Annotated in this window: 16 protein-coding genes; 8 read left to right on the forward strand and 8 right to left on the reverse strand. The window is 47.6% G+C overall.

The annotated features are described in order from the left end of the window. Positions 1–213: 213 nt before the first annotated feature. From RQM65_RS09055 to RQM65_RS09080, 6 genes are all read left to right on the forward strand, one after another. Complete coding sequence (locus RQM65_RS09055; protein ID WP_314014334.1) at positions 214–1,608, forward strand: PhoPQ-activated pathogenicity-related family protein; 1,395 nt, start codon at positions 214–216, stop codon at positions 1,606–1,608. Positions 1,609–1,617: 9 nt separating this feature from the next. Then, positions 1,618–2,505: an alpha/beta hydrolase gene (locus RQM65_RS09060; protein ID WP_314014336.1), complete on the forward strand. Its 888-nt coding sequence runs from the start codon at positions 1,618–1,620 to the stop codon at positions 2,503–2,505. A gap of 2 nt (positions 2,506–2,507) precedes the next feature. Continuing rightward, entirely contained in the window at positions 2,508–3,533 is a 1,026-nt protein-coding gene (locus tag RQM65_RS09065) for a polysaccharide deacetylase family protein (protein ID WP_314014338.1), read from the forward strand. A 155-nt stretch (positions 3,534–3,688) separates the two neighbouring features. After that, entirely contained in the window at positions 3,689–4,549 is an 861-nt protein-coding gene (locus RQM65_RS09070) for a bile acid:sodium symporter family protein (RefSeq protein WP_314014339.1), read from the forward strand. 144 nt (positions 4,550–4,693) lie between these two features. After that, on the forward strand, positions 4,694–5,719 hold the full coding sequence (locus RQM65_RS09075; RefSeq protein ID WP_314014340.1) for a sialidase family protein: 1,026 nt from the start codon (positions 4,694–4,696) through the stop codon (positions 5,717–5,719). Beyond that, positions 5,720–7,126, forward strand: coding sequence for a neutral/alkaline non-lysosomal ceramidase N-terminal domain-containing protein (locus RQM65_RS09080; protein ID WP_314014341.1), 1,407 nt, complete (start codon positions 5,720–5,722; stop codon positions 7,124–7,126). Here RQM65_RS09080 and RQM65_RS09085 read toward each other — a convergent pair. From RQM65_RS09085 to RQM65_RS09120, 8 genes are all read right to left on the reverse strand, one after another. Beyond that, complete coding sequence (locus tag RQM65_RS09085; RefSeq protein WP_314014343.1) at positions 7,121–8,128, reverse strand: Gfo/Idh/MocA family protein; 1,008 nt, start codon at positions 8,126–8,128, stop codon at positions 7,121–7,123. The two genes, RQM65_RS09080 and RQM65_RS09085, sit on opposite strands and share 6 nt — an antisense overlap. Before the next feature lie 49 nt (positions 8,129–8,177). Next, positions 8,178–9,362 (reverse strand): FG-GAP repeat domain-containing protein, encoded by a 1,185-nt coding sequence (locus tag RQM65_RS09090; protein WP_314014345.1) that lies wholly within the window; start codon positions 9,360–9,362, stop codon positions 8,178–8,180. A 10-nt stretch (positions 9,363–9,372) separates the two neighbouring features. Then, positions 9,373–12,246 carry a PVC-type heme-binding CxxCH protein gene (locus tag RQM65_RS09095; protein ID WP_314014346.1) on the reverse strand — a complete coding sequence of 958 codons (2,874 nt, stop codon included), beginning with the start codon at positions 12,244–12,246 and terminating at the stop codon, positions 9,373–9,375. Between the two features lie 286 nt (positions 12,247–12,532). After that, positions 12,533–13,813 carry a DegT/DnrJ/EryC1/StrS family aminotransferase gene (locus RQM65_RS09100; RefSeq protein WP_314014348.1) on the reverse strand — a complete coding sequence of 427 codons (1,281 nt, stop codon included), beginning with the start codon at positions 13,811–13,813 and terminating at the stop codon, positions 12,533–12,535. Further along, complete coding sequence (locus RQM65_RS09105; RefSeq protein WP_314014349.1) at positions 13,773–16,409, reverse strand: glycosyl hydrolase 2 galactose-binding domain-containing protein; 2,637 nt, start codon at positions 16,407–16,409, stop codon at positions 13,773–13,775. The genes RQM65_RS09100 and RQM65_RS09105 overlap by 41 nt, the downstream gene beginning before the upstream one ends. Positions 16,410–16,419: 10 nt before the next feature. Then, complete coding sequence (locus RQM65_RS09110) at positions 16,420–16,653, reverse strand: hypothetical protein (protein ID WP_314014350.1); 234 nt, start codon at positions 16,651–16,653, stop codon at positions 16,420–16,422. 11 nt (positions 16,654–16,664) lie between these two features. Continuing rightward, entirely contained in the window at positions 16,665–16,880 is a 216-nt protein-coding gene (locus tag RQM65_RS09115) for a hypothetical protein (RefSeq protein ID WP_314014352.1), read from the reverse strand. 1 nt (position 16,881) lies between these two features. After that, positions 16,882–18,390, reverse strand: coding sequence for a sodium:solute symporter family protein (locus tag RQM65_RS09120; RefSeq protein WP_314014354.1), 1,509 nt, complete (start codon positions 18,388–18,390; stop codon positions 16,882–16,884). Positions 18,391–18,688: 298 nt separating this feature from the next. On the opposite strand from RQM65_RS09120, the gene RQM65_RS09125 reads away from it, so the two are divergent. Continuing rightward, positions 18,689–22,102 carry a SusC/RagA family TonB-linked outer membrane protein gene (locus RQM65_RS09125; RefSeq protein ID WP_314014356.1) on the forward strand — a complete coding sequence of 1,138 codons (3,414 nt, stop codon included), beginning with the start codon at positions 18,689–18,691 and terminating at the stop codon, positions 22,100–22,102. Positions 22,103–22,144: 42 nt separating this feature from the next. Continuing rightward, positions 22,145–23,836: a SusD/RagB family nutrient-binding outer membrane lipoprotein gene (locus RQM65_RS09130; RefSeq protein ID WP_314014358.1), complete on the forward strand. Its 1,692-nt coding sequence runs from the start codon at positions 22,145–22,147 to the stop codon at positions 23,834–23,836. Positions 23,837–23,981: the final 145 nt, after the last annotated feature.

The raw sequence follows: 23,981 nt of genomic DNA on the forward strand, positions 1-23,981 counted from the left end.
TAAATACGAAAAGGTTTGTTCGGACTTACCAATGCTGCGTTTGGATACATTTTGATCAAGGAAGATTTCAATGGTTTTAAAGGATATGATTATGTTAGTAGTACCCGTCTGGGCGAAAAGACCGGGGATATCTTGATCAATGAATCATCGCACATGATTGGGAACAGTCCAAAGCCACAATCTCTAACCCACTCTAAATTATAGCTACCTATCATGAAAAGAACCTTGTACCTTTTAGCGCTGGTGCTCTCTTTTATTGGATCATCCTGCAAAGAAAACTCAAATAAGACCGATAAGGCATCTGCCACCGAGCCAATGCTGTCCGAAACTAAGGCCACTCCTGAAACAGCCTTGGAAAATTACCTCAGAACCGAGGACAATGCCTATGCATGGGAGGTTAAGGATTCTTTTGAACTGGCCGGGGCAAAGGCCTACGAGCTTTTGTTGACTTCCCAAAAATGGCGGGAGCATACCTGGAAACACCAGTTGACCATTTTGGTGCCCGAGGATGTCGCCCATGACGGCGCGCTATTGTTTATTACAGGTGGTAGTCTAAAAGATGGAATGCCCAATTGGACCAACAAGGAAGATGATACGGCTCCATTTGCAGAAATGGCTCAAAAGAACAGGGCTATCGTTTCCATTATACGTCAAGTGCCAATGCAACCTCTATTTGATGGGGACCTGACAGAAGACCAGTTGATTTCATATACCCTGCACAATTATAAAAATGATAAGGATCTTACTTGGCCCCTACTTTTCCCTATGGTTAAAAGTGCGGTCAGGGGTATGGACGCCGTACAGGATTTTTCAAAGAAGAGTTTAGAAAAGAAAATTACGCGATTTACCGTGGCCGGAGCCTCCAAACGGGGCTGGACTACTTGGTTGACCGGTGCCAGCGATGACCGTGTTGAAGCCATCGGCCCTATGGTCATCGATGTTTTGAATATGCCCGTCAGTCTAGACTACCATATTGAGGCATGGGAAGAGTACAGTAATCAAATCAACGATTACGTGAAACTCGAAATACCCCAAACGGTAAATACTCCCGAAGGCAACGCCCTGACCCAAATGATCGACCCCTATTCGTACCGGGAAAAACTGACCATGCCGAAGATCATATTCATCGGCACCAACGATGAGTACTGGCCGGTAGATGCCGTCAAGAATTATATCAGGGATATCCCCGGAGAGAACTATATTCACTATACGCCCAACGCCGGGCATGGCCTTGACGGGGGTGAAAAGGCCCTAAAGGCCTTGAGCGGTTTTTGGGGACATACCTTGGCCAAAGAACCTTATGCCGATCTCAATTATGAGCTGAAAGCGGACCAAACCTCCGCGACGCTTTCCGTGGAGTCGGATTCCCAAGACCTTAAAACAGGCTATTTGTGGTCGGCCGATTCCGAGGACCGGGATTTTAGGGACGAAACTTGGAAGGCGACCGAAATAAGCACCTCCCCGGGTAAAGCGGCCGAAGGCAAAATTTCCTTTCCGAAAAAAGGTTATAAGGCCTTCTATATGGATTTGGAATATACCGACCCGAATGGCGGAACGTACACCAAGAGTACAAGAATGTACGTCGCCGATGATGATGAAGTTCTTTAACCCATTGATATGAACGCAAAATCTATCTTTTTCATAGGTCTATTTTTGGCAGGTACTTGGTGTTTTTCCCAATCGCTACCTGTTGTCAAGTATTATGAATACGATAAATCCATACCGCTAAAAGACTCCGTACAACTCATTTCGGAAACAACCGATTACAATTTGTTCAGCGTAGCATATACCGGTAATCACCATAAAACGGTGACGGGCTTGCTGAGCGTTCCGAAGAACGCGACAGCACCTTTGCCCGTCATTATTTTAATGCACGGTCTTGGCGACCACAAGGAAACGGACTATGTGGAATTCGGAAATCGGTTTCTGCTGAAACATGGCTACGCCGTATTGCGATTGGATATTAGCGATCACGGTGACCGTGAAGAAGATTTTTACGAATTCGATTTTACGGGGAAGTACAAATACTGGTCCCGCAATGTTGTAAGCCAAACCGTTTTCGACCTAAGACGAGCCGTAGATTTTATTGAAACCAGGGAGGAACTCGACGCCGAAAAAATAGGATACTTCGGCATAAGTCTTGGCGGAATAACCGGTACCGTTTTTTGCGGTGTCGAGCGGCGGATAAAAGTGCCCATAATCGTATTGGCCGGTGGCCAATTGAACCTCTTGTTCAAAGATAAAATTCCCGCGCAAGAAGCAATGGATTTTGTGAGTTTTATCGATCCCATAAACTTTGTGAAACACATCTCCCCTAGGCCTCTTTTAATGATCAATGCCAAGAATGATGAGGTAATTCCCCCGAAGATGAGCCAATTGCTTTTCGAAAAGGCCGAGGAACCAAAAGAAATCATCTGGTATGATGCCAAACACCGTGATGCCCCGTTGGACAAAGTATATGGAGACGGATTGCAGTGGTTTAACACCTATCTAAAACAAAGCTGAATATGAAAAAAACAACAAGTGCCAAAATCTTACTGTGCTGCATAGCGGCCATGACGCTCACAGGTTGTGGACAAAAGAATAAGGACACCGCTCAAATGGTGGAACCTGAATTGGCAAAGGCCGAAGCAGCTTCAAAGACCTGGGCCGAAAAACTGGGCTGGCCCGCCGGCAAAAAAGTGATCATGCTACATGCCGATGATATCGGCATGTGTCCCGAAGCAAATACGGCCGCCGAACAGCAATTGACCGAGGGCGTAATCCAATCTGCTGCGGTGATGATACCCTGTCCCAACGCTGAGGAGTTCATCACTTGGGCCAAGAAGCACCCTAAAATGGATATTGGCCTGCACCTGACCCTGACCAGCGAATGGAAGACGCACCGATGGGGACCCGTTAGCAGCGATGCGGAGGTCCCCGGCCTGCTGGACGAAGACCAGAAATTATGGCATAAAGTTCCTCAAGTAGTACAGCATGCGTCCGCGGAAGAAGTAGAAAGGGAAATCCGTGCCCAAATCGAGCAATCCATCGCATGGGGGTATCGCCCCGACCATATCGACACGCATATGGGTACCCTGTTCGCAGACCCAGGTTATGTAAAAGTCTATATCAAGGTGGCACAGGAATATGGTATTCCCGCAAACATCATCGACCTGTCCAAGCCCGAAGTATTGGCCGGGTTCAGGAGCCAGGGCTACCCTTTGACCGATGAGGTCGTAAAACTGATAGAGGGATATACGTTGCCCCAATTGGATAATTTTACCAGTGCGCCCAAGGCCGAGACCTACGATGGAAAAATTGCCAACTTCAAGAAATTGATCAAAGGTTTGAAACCTGGACTTACCGAGATCATTTTTCATCCCTCGGTATTGACCGACAACCTAAAAACAATTACCGGTTCATGGCAACAACGCGTTTGGGAGGCCCAAATGTTCTCAGATCCCGACCTGATCCAATTTTTTGAGGACGAAGGTATCATTTTTACGAATTGGCAGGAGATCATGCAGCGTTTTAAAAAGATTAAAAGCTAAAAAATGGCCTTTAGTAATCCTAATCTTTGTCATGAATGTTTCATCAAAAGCCATCTTTCTGGGCAACATTTAATGTAATTCATCCAAAATTTGACTAGCGGATATCCTTTCAAAAAGCTTTATTTGTTGGCAATGACCCATCAAAAGAACGGCCTATGACTTCCACCACCGGTATTATTCTGGCCATCTCGCTGATCATCATCATGTTCGGGATGGGGCTGTCGCTTACCCTGCCCGACTTTAAACGGGTTTTGACCTATCCCAGGGCCATGATTATCGGCCTTGCCTGTCAATTTATAACCTTGCCCTTAATCGGCTACCTTATTGCCGCATTACTGGGTCTATCGCCCACTTCTTCCATCGGCATCATGCTTTTGGCCGCGTGTCCGGGTGGCCCGACCTCCAATATGCTAACCTATTTGGCCAAAGGGGATTTGGCCCTATCGGTATCGTTGACAGCCGTGGCCAGCCTTCTATCCATTTTGACTATTCCCTTTGTCATGCAGTTTGCGATGACCGAGTTTTCCAACATGGACCAAACGGTATCCGTAGATGCCGGAACCATGATTCAACAATTGTTGCTGATCGTTCTTATCCCTGTCGGGGTTGGGATGTGGGTAAAGGGCAAATTCCCTGCCTTTGCCGCAAAAATGGATAGACCCGTAAAAATAGCCTCCGCGGTTATATTCATCCTTGTAATAGTGGGCGTTACCATTAGTATAAAGGATGTGTTCATGAGTTATTTGAAAGAGGCGGGACTTCCGGCCATCTTGCTGAACATAACTACCATGACGCTAGGATTTCTTTTGGCCGTATGGTTTAAATTAAAGCGGACACAGGCCATCAGCATTTCCATAGAGACCGGTATTCAGAACGGCACCTTGGCCATCACCTTGGCAACCATCGCCCTCAATAATGTGGAATACGCCATAGTTCCCTCGATTTACGGACTCTTAATGTTCATTTCTGCCGGTATAATTATCTTTATCAAAAAGCCATTGGGCGCTATGGTGTAGCTATTTTTATCACGGACCGATTTAAATTTTAATATGAAACAAAACCCGTTTAATCTATCGGATGCAAACAATCCTAATAAAAAGCCTATGAGAGCCTTACTTTTATGTACCGTTTTACTATTCACTTTTTCAATGAAGGGACAAATGGAAAAATTACCGGAAGTTCAACCGTTGGATCATCCTGCTGTGTTAGTTCAAGAGTTTATCTATGAAATTGAAAATGCGCCGACACCGGAGTGTCACGCATCTACCGTCGAAGTTAGTAACGGAACCGTCATCGCCTCCTGGTTCGGGGGTACTAAGGAAAAGAACAAGGATGTCGGTATCTGGATATCGCGAAATACGGATGGAACTTGGTCCACCCCTGTCGAAGTCGCTAACGGGGTGCAGGAGGATGGCACCCGGTATCCGAGTTGGAACCCCGTACTTTTTAAACCCAAGAACGAACCCTTATATCTGTACTATAAAGTGGGGCCTAGCCCACAAGAATGGTGGGGGCTTTATATGACATCCGAGGATGATGGTAAAACTTGGTCGGAGCCCGTAATGCTTCCGGATGGTATTTTAGGACCTATAAAAAATCAGCCCATTCAACTGGAAAACGGCATCGTCATATCGCCCTCGAGCAATGAGACCAAATCAGGGGAGTGGACCATCCATATAGAGCAAAGTGCCGACAATGCCAAAACATGGTCAAAGACCAAACCCCTGAACGATCCAGCCGAATTTGGTGCCATTCAACCCGTGGTTTTGAACCATAGCAACGGTAAACTGCAATTACTCAGCCGAACAAAAAACAACGTGGTCACACAGAACTGGTCGGAGGATAGCGGCAAAACCTGGAGCACAATGACGGCAACTCCACTCCCCAATCCCAATTCAGGTATCGACGGGGTGACCTTGAAAGATGGCCGTCATCTCTTGATATACAACCCGACTAGCAAGAATTGGGGCGATCGGGTGCCATTGAGCTTAGGAATTTCCAAAGACGGGAAGAACTGGGAACGGGTAATAGATCTGGAACCAGTACGGGAAACAACTGATAGGAAAGGTGAAGAATATTCATATCCCACCGTAATTCAAGCTGAGGACGGTAAAGTACACCTGGTTTACACTTGGAATCGGAAAACCGTAAAATATATGGTTTTGGATCCTGCGAAAATCAAATAGATGCGTACCAAAAGATGGCAACGAAGAGTATTGAGGACTGTTGGCATATTGGCCGTTATGCTAGGGTTGCTGTTTTATTTTGCTGCCGACACCATTGAAACCGATCCTTATTTCGAGTCTGGGTATTATAAAATTACCTTGGCTAAGGTGGATGACGCCTTCCAAGAAAAAATAGAAGCCCAAGGGCAGTTTTTAGCAGGTTTTGCCCGCATGAACATCACTCCAAAATATGTGAAGGATTCGCCAGATGCCGCGAAGGGCGAGTTCAGTTCGATCAAATTGGCCGGGTATGGCGATGGACAAATAGCTGTGGGTGTTCATGACTCCTTGTTTGCCAAGGCCATCGCTTTGGAAGTAGATGGCAATGAACTGATCTTTTTAAGTGCCGATATGGTCGTCATTCCCGAACTGGTAGTGCTAGAGGTCGAATCGAACCTAGACAGCGAAATTGCAAGAGCACAAATTTTATACGGTGCAACACACACGCATGCCAGTATTGGAAACTGTATTCCAGGCTTCGTGGGTGAAAGCTTTATGGGTGACTTTCAACCCGAAGTGGTCGAATGGCTCGGAAAGAAATTTACGCAGCTCATTCTCAATGCTCGAAAAGACAGGAAGCCTGCAAGGTTTTCCTCGGGCGATATCAGGGTCCCGAATTTGATACGCAACCGCATTATCGGGGAAACCGGCAGACTAAACGACAAGTTGAACGTGGCAACTTTTGCACAACACGAGGGCAAAAAAGCCGCCATCGGAATCTTCGGTGCCCATGCCACTACTATAGGTCCGTGGAACGACAAATTCAGTGGAGACTATCCCGGTTATTTTCAAAGAAGTCTCGAAGCCAAAGGCATAGATTTGGCGCTATTCTTTGCCGGAACGGTAGGCAGCCATTCCAACAAAGGGAAGGGCGAAAAATTTCAGAAGTCACGATACATCGGAGAAACTTTGGCCGATTCGGCCTCGGTGCTAATCAACAAAATGGAAGCCGATTCGATTTTGGCAATGACGGTAATAACTACTGAGATCGAAATCCCGGAACTTCAGGCTTTCTATGTTTCCGACCGGTTGCGACTTTCGCCGTGGGCAGGGGGCAAAATGATGGCCGAAATGAAATCGATTTATCTACAAGGCGTAAAACTAAACGATTTGCTGTGGATTACGATGCCTTACGAGCTGAGCGGCGAATACGGAATAGATTTGAAAAACGCCTTGGAGGTAGCGGGTTATAACTCTGCCCTCACCAGCTTCAATGGGCAATATTTAGGCTACATCGTACCTCAAAAATATTATTATTACGACACTTATGAAGCCCGATTGATGGGTTGGTACGGTCCTAGTATGGGAGATTACCTGATGGAGCTTAACTTCAGACTGGCCAATGAACTCACGGATTCCCGACTATAAATTCACGACTTCTCCCGTTTTTGCGGATTCGTATGCCGCATCAACAATATTCAGAACGATCTGACCTTCCGACAGACCGGGATTCGGTCTTTTATTGTTTTTGATGGAGGCAATAAAATGTTCCATTTGCTTATCGTAGATGGTCTGATCGCAATGTTCTTTCCTATTGGGCAGGTCTGGAATAATTTTCTCGAAAGACTCTTCCCCGGCGGTTATTTTCAAAAAGGTCGGGAAAAGGTTGGCATATCCCTTGGTGCCGAATATACCGGCACTTGCTTCGGGACCGTCCATATGGGGCTGCCACCAGCCGCTTTCGATGATGCTTTCCGTACCGTTATCCCAAGTGATGACCATGATTCCGGTATCGTCAACGTCGTAGTCCCCAAAGTGTGTTGCAATCCGGGCATAGACTTTTAAGGGCCTTGGGTCGCCCAACAGATATCGTACGGCATCGACGGCATGGACGCCCATATCGGCCAAGGCACCGCCGCCCGCCAATTCCTTTTTTGCAAACCATCCTGATGGCCCCCAATTCTCGTGGATGCCATAGCCCTTGGTCTTAAAAATTTTTCCGAGTTTTCCCGAGGCGATAGTCTCCTTTATATAATTTACATCGGTATCGAAGCGCCACATGTGCCCGACCATGACCAAGCGATTATATTGCTTCGCCGTTTTTTCAATCTGCCGGCCTTCCGCGGCATTTATGGCCATGGGCTTTTCCAGGAAAACATGCTTCCCGTTTTTTAGGAATTCGATAGCGTAAGGCGCATGGAATTGATTCGGGGTACAGATAATGACCGCATCAATGCTGTCATTCCCCGCTACTTTTAAAGTATCGGTAAAGGTGTGCTCGATACCATATTCAATTGCGAATTTTTGGGCACGCTCCTTTTTTCTGGCCACAACCGCAGCAATCTGAACGTTTGGTGTCGCTTTAAGGGCACGGGCGTGGTAGTGGGCAATGAAACCGGCACCAATTATTGCTACTTTAATGTTGTCCATAGGGTTTTAAAAAATAAGTTGACTTCGACACTTTGTCAATTTTCATGTGTCAATCCGGAATTCTATTCTCGAAAAGAAAGACCCCGTTTTTGTTGGCGATAATTATATCGGGCCTTTCGTCTTTGTTCATGTCGCGGACCGCAATATTGAGTCCTGCTCCGGAATCGGAATCGATCAGGTGCTCCTTGAAATAAGGTTTTTTTCCCGGGGTAAATTCTATCCAGAACAAGTATGGGGTATCGGCATCACCGGCATCGTTGCCATTATGGGCAAGAAATCGCTTGCCGGTAATAAAATCGGCACGGCCATCACCGTTTATATCGGCCAAAATCGAGGCATGGGTCTGGGCGGTGGTGGTACTGATCAAATGGGTGACGAAGTTTTGATCTGCCAATTGTTCGTGCCACCAAACACCTAGTTTATGGGCGGATGCACTTACGACATCGTTGGTGCCGTCTCCATTTACATCCATTACCTGCATATGCGAACAAGGTTCTCCGAGATCGGCGGGATGAAACTTCCAATCCCCAGAACTTTTATCGGCTTTTCCTTCAAACCATCCTTCCGTTACGACCACGTCTTCGATACCATCATTATTAACGTCGCCATATCCGATGCCGTGGGAGTACTGTTCGGTGCCCGGTGCATTTTCTTTGCTCAGTGCAAAACGGCTCCATTCGGTTTGCCCGGGATCTAAGGGTGCCTGTAACCAGACAATCTGCTTTTTGTCGACATCCCCGCAAAGAATGTCAAGCCTGCCATCACCGTCAATATCGATAAAGCCGGGCGATTCGTTGGAAATTCCCATTGCATCCGCAATGCTATGTTTTTGCCATGCTCCGGATTTGTTTCTAGGATTTTCAAACCAAAAACCCGCCATTCCGGGATAGTCGATAATAACCACATCGTCCCAGCCATCCAAATTTACATCCATCCCCAAATTCAAAAAAGAATCGCTGTATTCCTTGTAGGGGTCGAATATACGTGAAGGAGCCATTTCGCGCCGCACCCACGTAGGGGCTTCAAACCAATAATAGCCCGCGACAATATCCAATAGGCCATCGTTGTTCAGATCTGCCGCGGCTACGCCTTCCGAAATAAAATCCCTGGTAATCGTGAATTTTTTAAAATCAGTAGCCCTATCGGCTTGGCCGTAGGCCATTTGTGCGAGGCATAAAAGTGCCGCAATCTTTCCCGAGTGCCAACTGAATATGATATAATTCGATGTTCTCATTTTTCCTGGTTCATTTTAAGAGGGAGTCGATCAGAATAAGAACGCTATCCTTTTCGGCCGAAGTTGATTTTAGCAAGCGCTTTTTCAAATCCCTTAATGATTTTTTAGAGTTGGCAGTATTCAAGGCACTTGCCCTTTGGATCGTGTAGGACAAGTGTTTCGGTATTTTAGCCTTTTCCGCCATTTTCAGGGCGCGGTCGGTATCTAGGGTGACCAGCGCCTCCGATGCGTACCATAGCATCAAGGGCAGATTATGGTCAACGTCGTCTTCCGGTCTTTGCACAAGCGCCTCCAATACTTCCCAGCGGTGTTCCGGGTCTAATCGCATCATAGCGGAAGTCAGATATAGCCGTACCAAGGCGGAAGTGTCCTTTTTTGCGAGTTGCACAAATTGTTCCATGGTTGCAGCCGTAACGTTTTTATCTTCCGTCAAAAGCTGAACTGCCCAGCTTCTGACGTATTCGTCCGAATTTTGCAAGAGATCCCTCAGCCCATTCTCTGAAAGCCCGTTTGTCGCATGGAGCGCCCATAAAGCCCTCAGTTTTCGGATCACATCGGGATGGTCGGCCAGAATTTTTTTCAGACCCTCGTGTACTTCGGGACTACCGCCCCGCTCTTGCAAGATAATTCGGGCCTGTCGTACGTACCATTCGTTTTCATGCAATTGATAATTGACCAGCTCCATATCGGATGCTTTGTATAGATTTACCTGGACCCATATATCGTTTTTGTGGGTAATTTTAAAGATTCGCCCCAAGGTCTTGTCGTGCACCTCTGGGTTTGGACTATGGCACTGGTTCTGATCATACCAATCTATGGCGAACACGGAACCACTTGGGTCATACTTAAAATTGAGCCATTGCGACCAGGAATCGTTCATTTCCAAAAAGTCCTTTTTATGCGAAGCTATGTAACCGGATCCCGAGCGGATCAATTTATCATTGTTCAATTTTGACCCGTTTATATTGTTCATAAAGATGGTATTGTGGTATTCCCTAGGCCAAGAATCCCCGCCCAGATAGATCATGGCACCGGCATGGGCATGACCGCCCCCGGCCGCGGCCGATCTGAAATTGCCGGCATGCGGACCGCGATTCCCCGACCAGTGCACGTGATCCCCGATGGATTTGATGTCATCATAGGTATACGGATTAAAATGTTCCCCTCCTTGGCGTTGGTATCTGGCACCTTGAATGATGTGAAACATATGCGGAATTACACAAACGGTAATAAACGGATGCCCATAGTCATTGAAGTCCAATCCCCAGGGGTTACTGGTGCCTTCCGAAAAAACTTCGAACTCTTGCCGTATAGGATGATATCGCCATACCGCGGCGTTCAGTTTAGTCCGCTCATCGTCGATGGCACCAGGCTTACCGACATTGGAATGCGTAAACACGCCGTGTACCCCATAAAGCCAACCGTCGGGGCCCCATCTGAGATTGTTCAGCACCTCGTGCGTATCATCGAGCCCCCAACCATCGAGCACTGTTTCCGGCGGGCCGGCGGGCTTGTCATTTTCCCTGTCCCAAGGAATGAACAGAAGATAAGGTGCCGCCCCCACCCAAACACCGCCCATGCCCACTTCGATGCCGCTGGCCATATTCAAGCCTTCGATAAATATCTTTCTTTTGTCCAAGGTGCCATCGCCATTGGTATCCTCAAAAATTAAAATGCGGTCTCGGCCCTTACCCTCCTCCGCGGGAACGGGATAGGTATGCCCCTCTAAGACCCACAACCTTCCCCGTGCATCGATGGTAAAACTGATGGGACGAACAATATCAGGCTCCGCGGCTGCCAGCGTAATTTTAAATCCATCGGGAAGGGTCATGGCTTTTACAGCCTCCTTTCCGGATAGCCCGGAATGTAAGACAGGGTCCAACGGAGGGAGAATACTGATATCCTTTTGGAAGAGTTCATTGGGGAAGCTGGGCCGACTTGGATAAAAAAGAAAATCATCAAAGTTGATATGCGCCCAGGTATCATCTTGAATGTAAGGGATAGGCGATGTACCGGTCTCCTTATCGATGATACGTACGAAAATATTCTCGTTCATATGATCAGTCAGATCGACCACCACAGGCTGCATGGTGGGACGGCCTTGCCCGGTAGATTTGAAAATGATCCGGTTCGTTTTAGCTTCCACGATCTCGACTCGGGTATCGGCCAATGCACCACCCGAAACCCTAAAGGAAGCAAACGGGTGGCTAACCTCAAATGGCACCGAAGTCAGGGTGCCCTTTAATTTGTAGTTGGTGCTTCCGCCACTGCTCAGAAAGAAATCGCCGTCAAAGTTAATTTGGGTATCTTCTTTGTAAACCAATGAAAGCCTATTGAAAAGGGCGTCTTTAAAGGCCTCACCCTCGACCTTCCAATCGCTCAGGTTGCCCCTCTCAAAACCCACATTCAAGGGTTTGCCTTCTTTCATGGGCACGATTCCGGCAATTACGGGAAGGGAGATATCACCTTCGACGATCTTGAACTCACCGACCATGCCTGCGGCGCGGTGGCCGGGCACCGTACAATAATAGGTGTCATCACTTTCCGCCCAAAAGGAAATGCTTGTCCTTGAGCCCGTTTCGAGCAAGGTAGTACTTTTTATCCCCAATTTCTCCAGAGCAACATCATGTGTCATGGTCTCGCCATTGGTTATGGTAATACGAACACGATCACCTTTGTTGGCACGCAGGGTAGGGTTTCGGGTCCCATCAGGAGCAAAATAGCCCAACATTCTCGCTTCAAGTTCATATTCACGATCAATACTTGTTGAGTCGCGTGCTTGGAGCTGCGCCGATTCGCGCTTCTTTTCAGACCGACAGGCACAGAAAAATGATGCGATAAGAAGTACGATGGATACCGTATTAAATAATCGGTATTTTTTCATATCGGTGCGTAGAAATCTATTTTTGGATAAAACGTGTTTTATAGCCTTTCAAAAATTATGGCTCCCTTTACAATTCTGGAATTAGGTGTAATGGTTCGACAGCTAAAAATTTGGGGAATTCGTTTACCATAAAAATAGAAATTTAATCTATAGTATCCGAAAAACCATTGGGGCTTGTAAAGGATATAAAATGAGCTCGTTTAAACGAGCTTACAGAGGTATTTGGCACAATTTTATGCAGTATCAATTTTCAAAATGCAAGTATTTATGCTGTGGATAAAGATGCTTACATCAAATTTTCGGCACTATCGTAAATCTTTTTTATTGCAGCAGCAATGAGGTCCATATCCCCACGGTTCCCCAGTAATACCTTATGGTGGATGCATACGGATTCTTCCTTAAAGATGCGTTCACAGACAGGCAATGAAAAACGACTGGGATCAATAGCATTCCAGTAGCTCTCGTTCAGCTTATGGCGGGCCGGTTTGGTGTGCGGCACATACAACGGACACATATTCAAGGGTTCATAACAGGCATCTATCATAATATCCAATTCTGCTTCAAGCGCACTTCGGAATCTATCGACCGGTAAGTCCTTAAACTCCTTTTTATTGTACCGAAAAGCGAAATTAAAATAAGCTTTTTTGGTCTCCCTGGCGTCTCTTTGCAAGGGGGAGACCCCAGGGATTTTCTCAAAAAGTCCGTTTAAATAGGTACCGTTGGCTTCCCGAACGGCATTTTGCTCGGGCATCCTTTTAAGGCCTTCTACGAGAATCGCCGCTTGAAACTCGGTAATCCTTAGATTGCCCGACTGGATGAAATTGCCTTCATCCCCATAGTCGCCGATACCTTTATCCGCCCCGATGAGGGAATCTCCTTCGGGTCTGCGGCCACAATTACGTAGGGCATCCAGTTTCTCGGCCAAATCCGGATTGTCTGTCGTCATGGCGCCGCCTTCCCCGGCGGTCAGGTGTTTGGAGAGCTGAAAGCTAAAGCTACCAACATCGCCGATGCTCCCCGCTTTTTTGCCCCTCCATTCACCCCCGTGTTTATGGGCACAGTCCTCTATGACATAAAGCTCGTGTTTTTCGGCAATTTCCATAACGGCATCCATATCGGAAAAGGCTCCGTACAAATGCACGGGAATGACCGCCTTTGTGCGTGGGGTGATGGCCTTTTCGATTGCTGCGGGGTCGATGCACCATGTATCTTCAAGAACATCGACCAAAATCGGGGTAGCGTTCACGTCGAGCACCGTTGCGGCGGTCGCCTGCCAGGTAAGCCCCGGCACAATCACCTCATCTCCGAGACCGATACCCATGGCCTCCAGAGCGAGTTGCATGGTCAAGGTGCCGTTGACGGTGCAGATGGAATATTTAACGCCTGTGAACTCGGCAAAAAGTCGATTAAATTCTGTTTCCTTAGGGCCGTTGTAGGACCATACGCCGCTGTTCAGCACCTCGACCAGAGCCTTTTCCTCTTCTTTCCCCCAAGCCGGCCATTTCGGCCAAGGATGGGAGCTCGTATTACGGCAGGGTTTCCCCCCTTGAATCGCTAATTGTTGCATCGTTGTTCGTTTTTGTTTTGTTCAAATTCCAACCAGCTACTTCTAATTCCGGTACTGCGGTACTGGTAAAGGTGGCTCGTAACGTTCTTTTTTCGCCCGGCAATAAACTGATAAAATTATCTTCCCAGAAAATAGGGAGAATGGCTTCCCCCGTCTCCTTCTCGATTACATGAAGGTTGATTAGAAAAGCGATGACAGTACCGTTATTTTTCAACGTGGCGGATATTGCCACGGCATCCCCATCTTCTTCAAGGTTACAGACCACCTCAACATTTACCTTTGACAGGGTATTTAGCAAGTTTAGATCAGCGTACTGTTTGCTGGGGGTGTGGTAAGCGAATTCGCCGAGATATGCTTCGTAATCCAGGGTTTCCTCTCGGGTGGAAAGCCAATAGAAATTAGTATCCATTTCTTTGTTCTGCGCATCGCGAAGCCGAAGATCTAAAAAGTAAGTGGTCGATAAACCTCCTTTCTTGGCTGCAGTTTTAAATACAGAAACGGAACTGTCGGCAGGCGCGTCCAAAGTCCTTTCTTCCTCCAAAACCAGCTGTGAATCAATGTCATAAACACGGATCCGGGCCTTCAAGCCTTCCATGTCCTGCTTATGATCATTGATCAAATAAACTTGACGGTCGCCATAATTGTAAGCCAGATGTAAGGCGGAACAGGCTTTTTGAGTCGCATAAAAGGCCCCCGTGGGCATCAGGTAATAATCGTAGAGCTGCCAGTACATTTTTGGCCAAGCCGCATTCAACATCCATTGAACCACGCCGGTACATTTCTTTTTATTGACCTGAAAGGCCTCGAACATGGGGCGCATCAGTTCGTAATTCATGGCCTGAGCCTTTCTATCGAACTCTTCTATAGAATTAGGCTTGCCGTAACGCGCGTTGAGAGCCTTCTCAAAGCGGTCCAGTTTTTTGAATTCATAAAGTCCGCAGTGATAGTCCCATATTTCGTTGATCGGCCATAATTTGTCACGGGGGATGAATTTTTTAAGGCTCTTCAGTTGGGGTGGTTGGGCGCCGGGACCTGTTTCAGTGTTAAATCCATACGCTCCGCCAAACTTGGTATCCGTAAACCAGTACCTTGGCGCTGTATAGGCATAGGGACCCAGCATCTTTACGCCCGAAGAACCGCTGATTTCACTGACGACGTCTTCGCTACCGACCACGTGTTGATCGCTGCCCACGCCCCCGGTCGAATTAAGATAGGGCCGGTCGGGGTCGTATTCGGCAAAGGTCTCGATGTATTTTTGCTCCAAGACCGTAATGGGGACCTTGTCGCTGGCAACCGTCCAAACAAAGATACTGGGATGGTTGCGAAGCCAAATCACCTGTTCTTGCCAAGCTTGTGCAATGTGTTCGATATCTTCGGGTCTGTAAACCCCGCCGTAACGCTCATCGACCGGGATGCCCATATGGATTTCATGCTCCCAGTGGCAGCTCCATCCGACCATCAGCAAAATACCGTGTTTATCGCATAGATCGTACAGTTGGTGATCTTTGCCCCATATTCCTTCGAGACGTATGCAGTTGAGGTTCATCTGCTTGACGTACCGCACTTGGGCTTCGAGGCTTTTATCCGAATCCTTTAAAAACAGGTCATCGGTCCACCCCGCCCCTTTGATCATTACTTTCTGTCCGTTAATCTTATAGCCGCGATGGATGTCGTTCAACCAATAGGCTTCGACCTCCCGGATACCGAAGGTTGTTTTTTCGGCACTTGAAACACGACCGTCAACGATAAATTCCAATTCCAGTTCGTAGAGATCGGGGCTTCCCAGATGAACCGGCCACCAAAGCCTAGGGTTTTTGAATGCCAACTGTGGAAATTCATCGGGCCTGAATTCCACCCGTGTTTCACCCCGTGCCGAAAGGTTTATGTGCCGCTCGAATACTTTGGATGCTATCCGTCCTTTTAGAATCCCCGAGACTTCTTTTGAGGTATCGTTTTTCATTTCGGTCGTCACGGTCAGATCGGCATGCTTTAAGGTTTTCAGGTCAACCTTGGTCCGAACAAAGGGGTTTTCGATGCGCACCCCGTGATGCAGACGTAAGCTTACAGGCCTGAAAATACCCATATTGCCATCGGGCGGGGCGGGATTCCAATCCACATAGCCTGTACTAAAATCGCCGGGCTTGGGGGGTAATACCTCAACAGCCAAAAAGTTGCGCCCTTTAACAATGTTTTTGCTTACCTCGAAAGAAGTGCGTCGGTAGGCGCCGTTGATTTCTGAAGGGCCGGCAATTTGCTTACCGTTCAGCCAGACCTGCGCCTTGTAGTTGATGCCTTCAAACTTTAATACGGCAAATGATTCCGCTTGATCCGTGTCGAGAGTAAAATCGGTGGCATACCACCAAGACACTTCGAACTGCTCTGTCGCTATGTTTTTAAGATTGTCCCCAACAAAGGGATCTTTGACGATTTCTGCATCGACTAAAGCACCAAGTACCGTAGAAGGGACTTCGGCATCGATCCAGTGATCTATTTTCCTACCTGGGCTCGAAATAACCGATCCCGCATCGGAAACATCCCTTGAGGATCGTATTCTCCAATGCTGCGACAGCTGTATCTTAATAGGATTGCCGTTCATGCGTACACCATCAATTTAAATCTTCGGGTTTATATTTTTTCAAGGTGTGGCTGGATTTCCACACCATACCTCCTCCTATAGTCAATAAAACCAATCCTGCGACCAAATCGGTCATCTGCTGGACAAAAGTTTCCGTGAAGTACATGGCGATTATTATGATGACCCCGAATAGGCATATGAAAACCCCCAAAGCACGGTTTATTTGCGCCGTTTTGATTCTATCCATTCGCTCCTTGCCCTTCATGCTACAACGGTTTAAAATTGATAATACACACTTGCCAGTATGATTAGTACGGCCAACGACCAGAGTTTTAGATTGTTCCACCAGTGGCGATTTTCCTTGGCGATACCTTCGAATATATAATCGTTCGGAAGCATCATGACCAACGCCCCGACGACGAAATAAAGTCCGAAAAATATCAATTTTGCGGTTTCTTTGGAAATTCCCGAAAGCCAATCGAAATTTAACATGTCACAGGGTTTCGTTTTTAGTGATGATTTTCGGGCTGAATACCAACCCTTCGAGGTTCGCCTGGGTATGTCTTTTGGTCAACAAGCTTACTAGAACATTAATAATAAAGGCCAAGAGAAACGACCACCAGGAAACATATAGGAAAGGATCCTCTATCGTAAACAAATGGGATTTGGACAGGTTTAGGTACACCGCAAAGCCAATTCCGACGACCAATGCGGAAAGTCCGCCCCATTGGGTGCTTCGTTTCCAAAAGATTCCCAATAACAAAATGGCGAACAACGGGCCTTGAAAGTAGGACATAAATGTCTGTATCGCCACGTAAATTCCGGGGAAGTCACTACTGATCGGCGCTGTTGCCACCCCAAGGCCCAACAACACCAAAGTGGTTATCTGGCCCACTTTCAGATAGTGTTTATCTCCGGCGTTCTTTTTGATAAAAGGCTCATAGATATCCTTGGTAAACAAGGTTGCGGTAGAATTCAGTAACGAATCTACACTGGACATCAGTCCGGCAAAAAATGCAGCAAACATCAGTCCGACCAAGCCCGGTGGCAGTATCGTTTTGATCATCATCGGCAGGGCCTGGTCGCCGTCTAGTAAATCGGGATGCACGACAACCGCCATCAGTCCCGGAAACAATACCAAAATGGGGATAAGCATTTTCAGGGCCGAGCCAAAAATCATACTAGCCTTGGCGTGCCATTCGTTCTTTGCGGTGAGACAGCGTTGCACTATGGATTGGTTGCCGATCATATAGGCGTTCGCCATAACGAAAGTGAGTCCGAATAAAATGCCTGTCCACGGAAACGGCGAAGGGGTGTCGATAGGCCTTATAATGTCAAAGTGGCTCTGGTACTCCGGCCCCATACTCATGATTTTATCGACCATGTTCACCCATCCTCCTACGGCATCGAGACTGAGAAACACCAGGGCGAAACCCCCGATGAACATGATGATCATTTGAACGACGTCGGTCATAATCACTGCCGTGATGCCTCCGAAATAAGTATAGAGGCCCACGACCCCGGCGGTAGAAAGTATCGATACCCAAATCGGCCAACCCATTAAAACGTTCAAGAGTACGGCACTGGCCCAAAAAAGCACCCCGAGATCTAGGGCGAAAAAAAGAATCCACGTGGCCGATGCGATGGTACGTACCGATCTATTGTACCTTCTTCCCAAATATTCGGGGATGGTGTACATTCCCCCGCGCCAGAAATAAGGGATAAAAATAAAAGCGGCCAACAGCATCGCCGGCACGGAGCCCACCCAATCAAAATTACCCACGGCGATACCATAGCGGTACGCCTGCCCCGAAACCCCTACAAAATCGAGAGCACCGATATCGGAGACCACTATCGACATGCCTATGGCCCAAAAAGGCAGGCTCTTACCCCCTAAAAAATAATCTTTGGAACTGCCGACAAACCTTTTAAAATAAAGTCCTAATAAAAGCATTCCCACGATGTAGGCTATAACGATAAAGTAGTCGATTCCGCTTAGCATCCTATAGTTGTGAATTTGGGTTCATTGCTGCTTATTTAGTTTTTAGTCAACATCCTCATCCTCGAGAATAGGTACAGCTCACACAAATTAAATCGAATTCCGATTACGGTGTTTAGTATATCTTATTGTATTTGCATGGAATTTCAACCTGAATACAGGTTCTTGCTCCTAAAGACGGCGTGAAGGTCAAAATGTCATAAATAACTAACAATATACTTGAGGTTTTCCCAAAATTATTAACATAGCTTTGAAACTCTCTTACCGGGGAAATCTTGAAATTTTCAAATGTATAGACCTTATGAAAACAAATAATCTTTGCTACCTCCCGCTCTTAGTGTTCAGCTTGTTTACCGGCGGCCTATTTGCACAGAGCCAGATATCCGGAACGGTTACCGACACCGCGGGAGACGTTCTGCCTGGCGTTTCCGTTGTACTTAAAGGAACCGTAACAGGGGTGACTACCAATTTTGACGGCCAATACACCATTTCGGTACCGGATGCCCAATCCATTCTAGTATTCTCATATTTAGGAATGTCCAGCAAGGAAATAGCTGTTGGAAATCGATCGAACATCGATGTGGTTCTAGAGGCTTCGTCCCAAGAACTGGACGAGGTCGTAGTCACGGCACTTGGAATCTCCCGCGAAAAAAAGTCGCTCGGCTACTCCGTCAGCGAGGTCGGTGGCGATGCCATCGACAATGTGCCGCAGGAAAATGCCCTGAACGCGCTTTCCGGGAAGGTATCGGGAGTAGCGATAAACTCGACGGGAACTCCCGGTTCATCTGTGAGTATGGTCATTCGGGGATCGACCTCATTATCAGGGGATAATCAACCTCTATTCGTAGTCGACGGCGTGCCCATTTTCAATACGTTGAACAATGTAGGGGGCGTCGGACGAGATAACCGCGTCGACTATGGCAATGCCATTTCGGATATCAACACCGATGATATCGAGAGCATGACCGTTTTAAAAGGCGCCAGTGCAGCGGCCCTCTACGGATCCCGCGCGGGCAATGGCGTTGTGCTTATCACCACCAAATCGGGTAAATCGAGGAAAGGTCTGGGGGTCACGGTTAACTCCAGTACCGTTTTTGATATCCCCTACCGTTACCTGGATACCCATTCCCGATTTGCCGCCGGATCACGACCCTATACGCCAGATAATTTCCCGACCAACCCTTATGGTGAAATCTTGATCAGCGAAACCGCATCCGCATGGGCCGGCCCCGCTTTGGACCAAGGAATCAAGGCCATTCACTGGCCCTATACCGCGCAGGAGCTGGAGAGCGGAAATCCCGTAGCCCGGGAACTTCGATCGCACAACAATCCGAAAAATTTCTTTAATACGGCCATAACGACGACCAACAACATTTCAGTACAGGACAACACCGAAAAAGTGAATTACCGGCTGTCGTACAACCACCTGAAGAACAAAGGGTTCATTCCGAATACAGATCTCAACAAGCACAGTATCAACCTAAACTCAAAAATAAACCTGAACCAAAACGTTTCGGTGAGCTCCAGTTTGAACTACACGAAAACTTATGCCGACAACCGACCGGCCGGTAATAGAGGGGCCAACCCCATCCAGGCCATGTACGAGATCGCCCCCCATATCGATGTGCGGGACCTCAAACAGTATTGGTTGCCGGGATTTGAGGGACTGTTTCAAAATTCGCCCTTTGAGTTTGGCGACGATCCGACCGAAACCGAATGGAACAATCCGTATTTTTTGGCCAACGAGGTTAACAACGGCTTTGTTAGAAATCGCTTTTATGGGAACATCAGAGCCGACTATAAAATCACAGACGACTTTAGCGCCATGCTGCGCTACAATTATGATGAGATCAACGAACAGCGCGAAACCAAGATATCGAACGGCTATACCAACGAAATGAACGGCGCCTACGGGCTGACGGATATCTTCCGCAAAGAAATCAACGTCGATTTTTTGCTTACCTATGAAAAGAACTTTACGGATTGGGACTTTAGTGTGTCTTTCGGGGGCAACCAACGCAAGTTCGACGCTACTACCGTAAGAAATGCCACCAAAAGCAGAGGGCAAGGCCTTTTGACGCCTAATCTTTTTACCTTGAGCAACATAGCGCCCAACAACCTTGATTTCGATTCCTATAAACAGGAAAAGAAGGTCAATAGTCTTTACGGACTGGCCAGTATCGGGTTTAAGGATATGTTTTATTTAGATGTCACCGGCAGAAACGACTGGTCAAGCACCCTGCCCGACAGCAACAATTCTTACTTTTACCCCTCGATATCGGGAAGCCTTTTATTGAACAACGCTTTCGATATGGGCAACAAAGTGTCATTGATCAAGCTTCGGGCCGGTTATGCGGAGGTCGGAAACGACACGGATCCCTACAATCTGATTCCCGTATTGAACAGTGGTGGTTCATGGGGCGATGCCTCCCTGCTTTCCGTACCGGGCGACCTATTGAACACAGGGCTGAAACCGGAGTCCCAGAATTCTTGGGAGGTCGGTGTCGATATGGCCTTCCTAGGCAGTCGTCTGCGCTTGGATGCCACCTACTACGAAAGTGACAATCGGGATCAGATATTCCCGGTAAACAACCCCATCTCCTCCGGCTATGATACCAAATTCATCAACGCCGGCCTGCTTACGAGCGAAGGAGTCGAGGCCAGTCTCGGGGGCACTCTCGTAACCAATAGGGACTGGAACTGGGACATGGATTTTGTTTTTACCAGAAACCGCACTACGGTTGTCAAACTTGCGGAAGACATGAATTCGATAACGTTGTGGACCGATGCTAAGGGAGGTGCCATTACCTGGCTCGGAGAAGAAATAGGCAATATTGTAGATCGTGAGTTGGTTCGGGTCGAAGATTTAAACTCCCCCTACCACGGATGGCCCCTGATCGATGACGAGGGTTTTGAGAACAGTGACCGTACCCTAGAAGATGAAGATGGGAACCGTGTCGCCCCCATCATAGGCAATTTCAATCCCGATTTTATATTGGGCATGACGACTTCGGTGTCTTATAAAAATTTGTCGCTCTCCATGAATCTCGATTGGCGCAAAGGCGGACAATTCGTCTCACAGACACACCGTTACGGGGAGTCTGACATGCATACCCAACGCTGGCTCGACAAATTGCATAATTTGAATGACGTAGGGGACATTCCCACCTATATAAAAGAGAATGAGAATCAATATCTGTCCGAAGATGGCGAATTTTACGTGCTGGTCGGTGGCCCTACCGCCGAAGACGGAGGCTTCCCCGTTGACGATGGAGGCATCACCCTTAGCGATGGGGTCTTTATGCCCGGGGTACAGGGCGAATATGATGATGACGGAAATTTTGTGGCGACCTCTGAAAATCTGGGTGGTCCGGGAACGGTCTATACGCGATACCAAGACCATTATGGTTGGGACTTCACCAGAAACGCAACCTTTGATTCCGACTTCGTTAAGCTTCGGGAGATTTCCCTGTCCTACGCATTGTCATCAAAAAACCTACAACAAATAGGCATTCAGAACATGACCATTTCATTATTCAGCAGAAACGTGATACTCTGGACCAAGGCAGATATCGGAATCGATCCCGAGATGGCCTTCCAACCGGAATCGGATGTACAGGGGAGAAGCGGTATTCAATTCAAACAGGGTATCGAACGGTTCAATGTGAATCCTTTTGCCATTCCCGTTGGCTTCAAATTGAATTTTAGTTTCTAGACAGCGAAAGGGCTACAACATCAAATATAAACTATAAGGCATATGAGAATCAGTAACAAAACCATAGGCACAATCCTGGCAACAACCGTCTTCTTGGCGCTCTCCTGTGATAAGGATATTACCGAAATCAATAAAAACCCCAATGGGGTGAACCTAGACGAGGCCAATCCGAGTTTCCTGCTCACGGAAGTGATGGCCAAAACCGCCAAGGACATAGGCAACAATGGCTATGCCGAGCCTTTGGCCGCTTTTGTCCAGTACATACAAAAAGATTCTTGGGGAAACAACAACTATGACTGGGAAGGCGGTGGCTGGGAAGGTTACTACAACAGCCTACGCACCGCAGACCTCGCCCTCTCCCGCTCGATGGAACTGGATATGAGATTCCATCAAGCAGTGGCCATGATCATGAAGGCCCATCTCTTCGGTCTATTGACAGATTTTTATGGGGAGGTGCCCTATTCCGAAGCCCTGCGCGGCGACACCGATGTCAATCTTCCCAAGTATGACGCACAGGAAACCATTTATAAGGGAATAATAGCGGATTTTGAAGCCGCTTCCTCCCTTTTGTCAAATAACCAAGGCCAACTGGAACAATTTCTGCCGTCACAGGATATCTATTTCCAGGGCGATTCGGAAAAGTGGATCAAATATGCCAATTCCCTGGCCTTACGCTATTATATGCGTCTTTCCGAAAAGGACCCTTCGTTCGCTGGTTCCGGTGTTCAAAAAACCTTGGGCAAACCTTTAATCTCAAGTATCGACGAAGAATGTGCCGTACCCTATGTCGGGGTCAGTCCCGACGATTCACAGCCTAGCAACGGGAGAAGCGGTACACCCTCGCAATTTACCCGGGTAAAGCCCTGTGAGACCCTGGTCGGAACCTTGGTCAACTTGGACGATCCCAGACGTCATATATGGTTCGCCCCCGTTGCCATTCCCATTCAAGTAGTGCCTTCTGAAGAGGTACCCGGCGGTGGCGACGACGTTGTTGTCGATGGAGTCCGGTATATTAATGAAGCGTCCTTGGCCGATAACTTTACCATCTACAATCCCGAAACCTGGTACCAAGATCGGTTGGACGGCCTGACCCTAATAGATACCAGCTCGGTCTATGTTGGCATCCCCGTATCTGTTCAAGGTACCGAGCCTTATACCTATAACCTTAATCCACAGCCCACGCAAGGGGGCGACAACGTGCATGTTTCAGAAATGGATCCGCAATTCAACGAAACGGCGGGGCCCTACCTGAAAGCCCGTATTTTATCGTATGCCGAAGTCGCTTTCTTAAAGGCCGAGGCCGCTTTAAAAGGATGGGGGGTCGATGCAGAAGAAAATTACAACACTGGAATACAGGCGTCTTTCGATGCATGGGGCATCGGTGACCTTGCCGCAGATTATATGGATAACGACGGAGTGGCTTTCGACGGAACCTTACAACAGCTTATGGAGCAAAAATGGATTGCGAACTTTTCGGCAGCATCCGAATCGTATATGGATTGGCGTAGAACCGGTCTGCCCGAGCTTAGGCCCGGCCCTTTCGCCGTTGCGGATGTTATTCCCGTCCGCTTCGTGTACCCCGACAACGCCCGCAACTTCAACAGCCAAAATTATAACGATGCCCTGGAAGACCTTGAAGTCACCCCGTATACCGATGCTGTGCCCGGCTATGTAGAAAATGACACCCCTTGGTCCAAACCTTGGCTTCTGCAGGGGGTTGCGGAACCCTGGTAAGGCCTTAGACTTCTAACGCTGACGATACCTAATAGGTGTTGTGGCAGATAAAAAGTTAAAAAAATAGTAGTAGTTGATTAACCGGGGGGTTATTCCATTTACTACTATGTTTGATTGAGTTAGCTGGAATTGCCCGGGGAGATCC

This window comes from Pricia mediterranea (assembly GCF_032248455.1).
Taxonomy (GTDB): domain Bacteria; phylum Bacteroidota; class Bacteroidia; order Flavobacteriales; family Flavobacteriaceae; genus Pricia; species Pricia mediterranea.